Source organism: Pseudomonas sp. RIT409 (assembly GCF_003052515.2).
Taxonomy (GTDB): domain Bacteria; phylum Pseudomonadota; class Gammaproteobacteria; order Pseudomonadales; family Pseudomonadaceae; genus Aquipseudomonas.
Genome location: NZ_QARE02000020.1, coordinates 96297 through 105051, shown reverse-complemented (window position 1 = coordinate 105051; position 8755 = coordinate 96297). Strand labels below are relative to the sequence as shown.

At 60.8% G+C, this 8755-nt stretch carries 5 protein-coding genes and 1 pseudogene; 3 read left to right on the top strand and 3 right to left on the bottom strand.

Going from position 1 to position 8755, the window contains the following annotated elements; translation table 11 throughout:
• Both DBP26_RS21815 and DBP26_RS21810 read left to right on the top strand, forming a co-directional pair.
• A pseudogene (locus DBP26_RS21815) lies at positions 1–240 on the top strand (MFS transporter); the annotation flags it as partial.
• Between the two features lie 9 nt (positions 241–249).
• Positions 250–771: a single-stranded DNA-binding protein gene (locus DBP26_RS21810; RefSeq protein WP_108239508.1), complete on the top strand. Its 522-nt coding sequence runs from the start codon at positions 250–252 to the stop codon at positions 769–771.
• 116 nt (positions 772–887) lie between these two features.
• Here DBP26_RS21810 and DBP26_RS21805 read toward each other — a convergent pair whose 3' ends face one another.
• Positions 888–1364, bottom strand: a complete 477-nt coding sequence (locus DBP26_RS21805; RefSeq protein WP_108239509.1) for a nuclear transport factor 2 family protein — start codon at positions 1362–1364, stop codon at positions 888–890.
• Positions 1365–1425: 61 nt separating this feature from the next.
• Complete coding sequence (locus DBP26_RS21800) at positions 1426–1998, bottom strand: TetR family transcriptional regulator (protein WP_108239596.1); 573 nt, start codon at positions 1996–1998, stop codon at positions 1426–1428.
• A gap of 189 nt (positions 1999–2187) precedes the next feature.
• Here DBP26_RS21800 and DBP26_RS21795 point away from each other — a divergent pair, with 189 nt between their 5' ends.
• The gene (locus DBP26_RS21795; protein WP_108239597.1) at positions 2188–4338 is read left to right on the top strand and encodes a mechanosensitive ion channel domain-containing protein; all 2151 of its coding nucleotides are present in this window, start codon (positions 2188–2190) and stop codon (positions 4336–4338) included.
• 87 nt (positions 4339–4425) lie between these two features.
• Here the strand turns inward: DBP26_RS21795 and DBP26_RS21790 are convergent, their stop codons facing one another.
• Entirely contained in the window at positions 4426–8730 is a 4305-nt protein-coding gene (locus tag DBP26_RS21790) for a DEAD/DEAH box helicase (protein ID WP_108239510.1), read from the bottom strand.
• Positions 8731–8755 lie beyond the last annotated feature (25 nt).

Sequence of the window (8755 nt, the reverse complement as noted above, 5' to 3'; positions counted from 1 at the left end):
CTGGCATTTGCTGTTACCATGCGTGAACCCCCCTATGTCACCAGCCTTCGCCTGCCGTTGTCGCCCGAGGCTCAACGCGATACAGGGCTTGCCGATCGTGTACTGGCGGTGCGTGGGGTAACAGATGCAGTGGTGGTGGTCGACGAAGGCGCCATTTATATCAAATTTGACAAAGAACAGTTGGATCGGGCGTCTTTCGACGAAGTGGTCAATCCAGCGTCGGAAACGTGTGAAGCCTAGGAGAACGTTATGGCCCGTGGGGTTAACAAAGTCATATTGGTCGGTACATGCGGCCAGGATCCTGAAGTTCGCTATCTGCCTAACGGAAATGCCGTGACGAATCTGAGTCTGGCGACCAGCGAGCAATGGACCGACAAACAGACGGGCCAGAAAGTCGAACGGACCGAATGGCATCGCGTCTCGATGTTCGGCAAGGTCGCCGAAATCGCGGGTGAGTACCTGCGCAAAGGCTCCCAAGTCTACATCGAAGGTAAATTGCAGACGCGTGAGTGGGAAAAAGACGGCATTAAGCGCTACACCACCGAGATCATTGTCGACATGCAGGGCACCATGCAGCTGCTGGGCGGCCGTCCTCAAGGTGATGCGCAGCAGGGCCAGGGTGGCGGTGGCTATCAGAATTCCGCACCTCGTCCGCAGCAATCGCGCCCGCAATCGGCACCACAGCCGCAGCGTGAGTCGCGCCCGGCCCCACAGCAAGCGCCTCAGCCTGCACCTGATTTCGACAGTTTCGATGATGACATTCCGTTCTGAGGAACCGTCCTACCGGCGCTGACGCATCAAAAAAGCCCCCGCACAGCCTAGCTGCACGGGGGCTTTTTAATGGGGCACCCATACCGAAGTGCCGTGCTCGAACCTTGCGGCAGGCGTTACAGCCCTAGTTCTGACAGGCCAGGATGAGTGTCAGGACGTCGCCCCAGTGGCCAATGGAATTTGCGCTCCGATTCCTTGATGGGCATGTCGTTGATGCAAGCGAAGCGGCGGTGCATCAAGCCGTCTTCGTTGAACTCCCAGTTCTCGTTGCCGTAAGAGCGGAACCAGTTTCCGGAGTCGTCGTGCCATTCGTAGGCGTAGCGCACCGCAATGCGGTTGTCGGTGAATGCCCAGAGTTCTTTGATCAGGCGGTAGTCGAGTTCCTTTTTCCATTTACGCGTCAGAAAGGCCTTCGCTTCCTCGCGGTTGGTGGCGAACTCGGCGCGGTTACGCCATTGAGTGTCGAGGGTATAGGCCAGCGATACTTTTTCCGGATCACGGCTGTTCCAGCCGTCTTCGGCAAGTCGAACTTTTTCGATGGCCGATTCACGAGTGAAAGGGGGAAGTGGCGGGCGAGTCTGAGCGTTGGACATGGCAGAGCCTCCAGGGGAAATTGGATACAGCGGTCATTGGAGCGTTCTTGGAGCTCAGGCCCTATGGCGGAGTGGCCTGTTTCAGTAATAACTGCGCAACATCCCTTGCGCTATTTGCGGCGTCGTAATCACCCATGACGCGGGCGGTTGTGATCGCGCCCTCCATGAGCACCAGCAGCTGTTTGGCCAGCACTGCCGGTTGCGCGATGTTCAGTTCCTCGGTCAGTTCCTGGGTGTAGTCGAGCAGTTTCTGCTTGTGCAACTTGGCGATCAGCCGGATTGGGTCGTTTGGATCGCCCACTTCCCCCGCGGTGTTGATGAATGCGCAGCCGTGGAAGCCTTCCGATTCGAACCAGCCTTTGAGCACCGTAAACATATTGAGGATGCGGCCTTGCGGGGTGTCGGCCTTATCGGATTCTGTCCTGAACCAGTTCATCCAGCGCACATCGCGGGCATTAAGCGCGGCGGCGGCGACTTCATCCTTGGTTGCGAAGTAGCGGTAAATACTTTTTCTGGCCACGCCGGATGTCTTTACCAGCAGGTCCATGCCAGTGGCATGAATCCCGTTTCGATAAATGAGTTGTTCCGCCGTCGCGAGAATTCTTTCGCGTGTATCAGTCAGGGGTGCGTTCATGAAATTAAAGGTAGAACGATCGTTCTCCTTGGTCAAGCGGCTTTTGAAAATTTCCTGCTTTGCAAGATCGTTGGCCGAAGTCGGCAGATGAAGCTTGCTCAAACCGCCGAACTTGCAGGGTAAATTTCGATCAGTTCCTGAGGGCTTTGATTTTGCCGTCCTCATGACTGACAGGGAGTGACCTGCGTTTTGTCGAATCTTTTCAAATCCGTTCTGTTTCTGTTCCTCGTCTTCGGTTTCGGCAGCTTCAATGTGCAGGCGGCAGATCCGCCCGCTGCAGCCACGGCCCAATCGAGCGCGCCCGCAGATGCCCCGGCCGAGCCCGAAAAACCGGAGATTCTGGTCGAAGGCGGCCTGCTGGGGGCGCTCAGTTCGAGCATTGACAGCGTCCAGGACAAGCTTGATTTGGACAAGCATCTGCTGGATTCCTGGCGATTGCGGGCCGATCGTGCGGCCGACGAATTGGGCGTGCTGGTCAACAAGCCTTCCTCCCGTTCACGTTGGGCAATGGTGGGGGATTTCCTCATCTTGTCGACGGTCTGGATTGGGGCGTTTCTCCTGCTGAACTGGATCGGCAGGTTTGCCGCCAGCCGTTTGGCTCGGCATCGGTTTCTTCAAAGGCGTGAGCGGGTCAACGGCGTATTGAGTTACGTGTTGCCGTACATGATCCCGGCACTGATTTGCCTTCCGCTCACGCTGTATGTGAGTCACTTCATGCCAGTGTCGATCGGGCGCGCGCTGGCGCTGTGCCTGGCCTACTCCACCAGCAGCGGTATCTTTTCAACGTCGGTGCTGATGTCGGTCATCATGCTGTTCAACGCTGGGCACAAGCGTCCGGCGGTTCGGGTCATTCGAGGCTACGCGCCGCACCCGCTATTCATTGTCGGGTTCTTTGCGGCCCTGAGCGACGCACTGACCAGCCCGCAGATTTCTCGGCAGATTGGCGGCAATGTCACCACCAGTGTTGCGGCATTTACCGGGCTGATGGCCTCGATCATGTTCTGCATCGTAGTGATTCGGATGCGTCGCCCCGTCGCGCACCTGATCAGAAACCGGCCGTTGAGCGCCCGGCTTTCTCAGCCGGCATTGCAACAAACGCTGAAGATATTTTCGAGCCTGTGGCATTTGCCTATCTTGCTGATGATTCTGGTCTCTGCGGTAAGTCTGATTGGCGCTGGAGAAGACAGCCAGGAAGCTTTGCGCTGCGCGATCCTCACTACGATTCTGCTGATCGGGACGGTGTTTCTCAGCACGCTTTTCCAGCACATGTTCAAGCCGGTGGAAGCCCGCACAGGGCGTGTCTATAAGGAGCGGCTGCTCAGTTTGCTGCATGCGGTACTGCGAATCGGACTGGCCATCGGCTTCATCGAGCTGTTGGGACGGATCTGGGGGTTTTCGCTGTTCGAGTTTGCTCAGCGCAACGCCTTGGGCAAGGTCATCAGTGACTCACTGAGCAGTATCGGCCTGATCCTCCTGGTGACCTGGCTGCTGTGGGTCGTCATGGACACGGCCATTCAGGAGGCGCTCAAGCCGCCCACCAATGGCCGTTCCGCGCGTCAGCCCAGCACCCGAGTCAAGACCATCCTGCCGCTGCTGCGCAATGCCATAAAAATCATTTTGGTGGTGATCTGCACCATCACCACAATGGCCAACCTCGGCATCAACGTTGCCCCTCTGCTGGCGGGTGCAGGGGTGGTCGGTCTGGCCATCGGTTTCGGCTCGCAGCAATTGGTGCAAGATGTGATTACCGGGCTGTTCATCATCATTGAAGACACGATTTCCATCGGCGACTGGGTGGTGCTGGATTCGGGGCACGCCGGCACTGTGGAAAGCCTGACCATCCGCACGCTGCGGTTGCGCGACGGCAAAGGGTTCGTTCATTCGGTGCCCTTTGGCCAAATCAAGGCAGTGACCAACCAATCCCGACAATTTGCCTATGCCTTCTTCTCGTTCCAGTTCACGTACGACTCGGACATCGATTCGGCCACCTCGCTCATCCGTGAGGCCGGGCAGGCGATCAGCGATGACTTCCTGCTGTCGAGCAAACTTCAGGGGCCATTGGAGGTGTTCGGTCTGGACCGCATGGACATGAACGGTATCGTGATCACGGCCCAGTTCCGGACTTCATCGGGCGGGCAATATGCAGTGAGCCGTGCCTTCAACGATCGACTCAAGCGTCTGGTGGACAAGGCGCCTGACGTCCGCTTCGCGCAGACCTATCCACAGCTCGTGATGAGCCCGCACAATCCTCAGCCCCCACAGGAAGAGGGGAGCGTCCAAGCACCTGTGCCCGGCAAAGCCACGGTGGTTAACAAGGATGGTTCGGAAAGCCCCATCTGATCGCCCTTCGTGTGAATGGCCTCTTAGAGGCAATGCGCTCCCCGGAAGATGCCGAACCGGGGGGCGATCACTCAGGCGTTGTGGAGGTCATCTGAAAAGCCGTTCCCGCACCTGCAGCATCAATTCGGCGTCTAGCTCGCCCCAATATTGGGGCTTGCCGGCGATCACGGCGGCAATGGGTACGCCGTCGCAGTACACCAATCGATTTCCGACCACCGCGGGGACCTTGACGCCGGGCAGCAGCGTGCCCGCCAAGTTGAGCGGATCGACGCCACTCACACCGATCAGGCTGCCGTCCAAGGGCCGTTTGCGCACTTCTCGCAACACCGGAATCGCTTCGGGCAACGCGAACTGCTCCCCCGCGAGCCCGGCGACGAATCGGCCGCCCCGAATCACGCCACGAGCCTCCAGGCGATGGAAGGTACGCAGCAGCTCGCGCCAGCTTGGCAGCCAGTCCGCTTCGCGTTCCAGCAGGCGCCAAAACACCACGCCGTAGCGTCGCAGCAGCGTCATGGCAATGTGTTCAAGGGTATCGCTATCCGGTTTCGGAGACGGACCACCGGGCGCGCGCCGCAACAATGCCCAACGCCCTGCATCGTCCATCCCGCCGATGAATGCCCCTCGATTGCGCCGATGGGACGGCACTGTACGTCGGCTGGCGGGCGCAATGAGCGCGCGCAAGCCGGCGAAGCTGTCAGCGTTGACCAGGCCTGCGCCCACCAGCTCCTGTAAAGCGTTCTCCAATTCGGTACGCAGCAAGTGCGCCTCGGCACTGAGTTCATCGAAGAACATGGCGCCCTGAGTCGACAGCACCTCATGCACCCGCTGTGCCCGCAGGGACAACTCGGTGGGAGCCGGTTGCTCGGTAAGAGCGCTCCACAGTCGCACCTGTGGGCGGGGCAGCAGGACAATGGGCGTGCTTTTCAGTGCGGCGCTGCTCACCTTGTTGCGGCTGGTGAGACGCATCCATACCACCTTGCCGGAGCGGCACAGTTCATCCAGCCAATGGGCGGAGTAGTCCTTCAGACGCGCGGGGAGAATGTCGCTGTCCCATGCGCTGGCGGCCGCGGAAAACCCTTCCAATTGGCCGACCACTTCTGGCAGCGCGGCTTTGCCCTGACTTTGCGCCGCGCGCGACACATGCTGCCAGTCGAAAAGGAAACGCACGAGGTCTTGCAGCGACACCGGTTCGATTTCCCGGCGCAGCCGCTTGACGGTGTAGCGATGGATACGGGACAGCAGATGCCGCTCGCACCATTGCTCTTCGTCGGCACCGGGGCTGAAGCGACCTCGCAAGACGTAGCCTTCGCTTTCCAGACGGGTCAGCACCTGAACAATGTCGCTGGTCGATAACGCCAAAGGTTCGGCAATGGCGCGGACCGTCAGAGGACCAAACCCGCTGAGCCGTGCACGCACCAGTTCGACCCTGGCTTCGTCTTCGTTCCACGTTTCATCGAAGCCAGGCAGTGCGGCCAGTGGGGGATGCATTTCCGCGCAGGGATAGACCGCCTGCACACATGCCAGGCGCTCCAAGGCAATCCACACGGCCTGATCGGGCGTCACCTGCAACCGGGTCGCGTGGCCCGAACGAGCAAGGCTTTCCAGCCACGACATCCAGCCGGTTTGATCTCGGGCCTCGGTGCCACTGATACAGCCCAGGCTCATCAAGGCTTCGTGCATCTCATCAGCGCCCTGCGGCTGTGGCCAGGCTTCCTCGGCCACAGCACGTATGGCTTCATCGTCCAGCGCGCCCAAGTCGTCGGCCGATTCCGGGTCGCTCCAGCGTCTGCTGAGGACGGCTTGGGTGCGCCGTTCCTCCAACGGTGCGTCGTCGAGGAACGTGTAAGGTTTGGCATTCAGGATCTCGGCGGCGAGCGGGGAAGGGGCCGGCAGGTCACGGCTGATCAGCCGGACCTCACCCGTTTCCATGCGCCGCAACACCGTCAGCCAGCCTTCGGCGTCCATCGCTTCGTGAAGGCAATCGTCAAGGGTCTGCTCGACAAGGGGATGGTCAGGGACTTCACGCTCGCCCACCAGGTTTTCCAGGCAGGCGATCTGGTCGGGAAAGACCGTCGCGATCAGGTCTTCGCTTTTCATCCGTTGCAATTGCGGTGCGACCTTGCGCCCGCCTGCGTAACGCGGCAAGGCCAACGCCACACCGGCATTCCAGCGCCAGCGCACGCCGAACAACGGTGCATCGAGCACTGCCTGGGTCAGCGTGTGCTCGGCAGTGTTGGAATGCAAGTAACGCCAGACCTCGTCCAGCGGAAAACTGTGGGTGGTAGACAGCGACAGTACGATGGTGTCTTCGCTGGCCGCCGCCTGGAGTTCGAAGTTGAAGGTGCGACAAAAGCGTTTGCGCAGCGCCAGGCCCCAGGCGCGGTTGATGCGGCTGCCGAATGGGGTATGAATCACCAGTTGAGTGCCGCCGGATTCGTCGAAAAAGCGCTCCATGACCAGCGTGTCCTGGGAGGGCAGCGCGCCCAGAACGTTGTACGCCCGCGCCAGGTACTCCACCAATTGCTCGGCGCTGTCGTTGCCCAGGCCCAAGGTGCTCATCAGCCATTCGACGCAGGGGCCGGGCTGGCCGGAACTCTCGCCGAGTCGATGATCGATCGCCGCCTGCAAGCGCGCCACGGCAAATGAGAGTTCATCGCTGCGCCCAGGCGCTTCTCCGAGCCAGAATGGAATGTTCGGCGGTGCGCCTTGGGCGTCTTCGACCCGTACGCGGCCCGATTCGACACGCAAGATCCGGTACGACGTGTTGCCCAACTGGAAGATGTCTCCAGCGATGCTTTCCACTGCGAAATCTTCATTGACCGTGCCGATGTTCAAAGCCTGTGGCTCAAGGATCACGCTGTAGTCGGCATTGTCCGGAATCGTCCCGCCGCTGGTCACTGCCGTGAGCTTGCTGCCTCGGCGCCCCCGCAGCGTGCGAGTGACGGCGTCACGGTGCAGGTAGGCGGCCCGCACGCCCTGACGGCCACTGTAGCCTTCGGCGAGCATGGCCAGCAGCGCTTGGTAGTGGCCTTCGTCTACTTCTGCGTAGGGGAACGCTTTGCGAAACATCGCCAGCAGCGCCTGCTCTTCCCACTCCTGGCAGCTGACCTCGGCGATGATTTGCTGGGCCAGCACATCCAGCGGAGCCTTCGGAATCGACAGCGTGTCAAGTTCGCCCCGGCGTACGCAGTCCAGCAGGGCCGCGCACTCGATCAGGTCGTCGCGAGAGATGGCAAACAGTCGCCCCTTGGGGGTTCCGCCGACATGGTGGCCCGAACGTCCGACGCGTTGTAGAAAGGCGGCGATGGAACGTGGGGAACTGATCTGGCACACCAGGTCGACATCGCCGATATCGATCCCCAGTTCCAGTGAAGCCGTGGCGATCAGGACCTGCAATTCACCGCGCTTGAGCCGTTGCTCGGCGTCCAGGCGCTGCTCCTTGGCCAGGCTGCCGTGGTGGGCCGCCACGGCTTCCTTGCCCAAGCGCTCACTCAGATGGCGTGCCATGCGTTCGGCCAGCCGCCGCGTGTTGACGAAAATCAGCGTGGTCCGGTGCTCGCGCGTCAGTTCGGCCAGACGGTCATACACCAGTTGCCAGACGTCGTTGGCCATCACGGCGCTCAGCGGGACGGGAGGGACTTCAATGGCCAGATCGCGAGGGCGAGCATGGCCGATGTCGACAATGGCGCAGGGCCTGCTGACCGGGTCGGCCCCCACCAGAAAGCGCGACACCCGCTCGATGGGTTTTTGCGTGGCTGAAAGTCCGATCCGCAGCAAGGGTTCGGCGCACAGCGCCTGCAGACGCTCCAGGCTGAGTGCCAAGTGGCTGCCGCGTTTGCTGGCGGCGATCGCGTGGATCTCATCGACGATGACTGTTTGGGTACCCGACAGCATGCGTCGCCCCGATTCAGAACCCAGCAGCACGTAAAGCGATTCGGGGGTGGTCACCAGAATGTGTGGCGCGGACTTGCGCATGGCGTTGCGCTCTTTCTGCGGGGTGTCGCCGGTGCGCACGGCAGTGCTGATCCGCAATCCCGGCAGGCCCTGCTTTTCGAGCTGCTCCGTGATGCCGGCCAGCGGGTGCTGAAGGTTGATCTGGATGTCGTTTGACAGCGCCTTGAGGGGGGAGACATACACGACGAAGGTCTGGTCAGGCAATTGCCCGCCCATGGCCAGGCCTTGGTGAACCAAATCGTCGATTACCGCAAGGAACGCCGTCAGGGTTTTGCCCGAGCCCGTAGGGGCTGCGATCAAGGTGGATTGGCGCTGCTTGATCAGCGGCCACGCCTGGGCCTGCGCCGTGGTGACGGCGGCAAAGGTGTGCGTGAACCAGTCGCTGACCGCCGGGTGAAAAGCGTCAAGCACCGGGTCCGGGGACTTGAGAAAATTCATGAGAGCTTTATGCGGGCGCCGGGCC